General features: G+C 38.6%; 1 protein-coding gene. It reads right to left on the bottom strand.

The annotated features are described in order from the left end of the window. A partial coding sequence (locus tag IU405_RS07815) for a gamma-glutamyltransferase (protein WP_197438056.1) occupies positions 1–555 on the bottom strand: 555 nt, incomplete at both ends.

The following is a 555-nucleotide window of genomic DNA, read 5'->3' as shown; positions in this document are numbered from 1 at the left end:
TCATAGGATAATACATTTAAAACAGTTTGAAAAACGGTATTGATAATTGTTCTTCCACCAGGAGTGCCAATAATCAATTGAGGTTTGCCATTTTTCACAACAATGGTGGGAGTCATACTTGATAGCATTCTCTTTTCTGGAGCAATAAGATTCGGATCACTGCCTATTTGACCTGTTGTTGTGGTCATGCCTGGTACCGGATTAAAATCACCCATTTCATTGTTAAAGATAAATCCAAGATTGTTTGAGCCCATTCTTGATCCATAGGAATATTCTAAGGTATATGTCAGCGAAACAGCATTACCTTCTTTGTCAACTACGGAAAAATGAGTGGTGTTTTCACCATCATAAGGATGTCCGAATTTGGAAGCATCACTCACAGATGCTTTGGTCATATCCATATTGGCATAACGTTTTTTGGCAAACTCCTTTGATGTTAAACGCTCCAAAGGCATCTCTAGATTAAAGTCAGGATCACCCAAATGTGCTGCACGATCAGCATAGGCTCTTCTCATCACTTCTGCAAGCAAATGAACATACGAAGTGGAGTTAAAT

The sequence above is a fragment of the Polaribacter sp. BAL334 genome (assembly GCF_015767435.1).
GTDB lineage: Bacteria > Bacteroidota > Bacteroidia > Flavobacteriales > Flavobacteriaceae > Polaribacter.
Note: the sequence above shows the minus strand (reverse complement) of the source record. Positions and strands in the feature narration are given on the sequence as shown.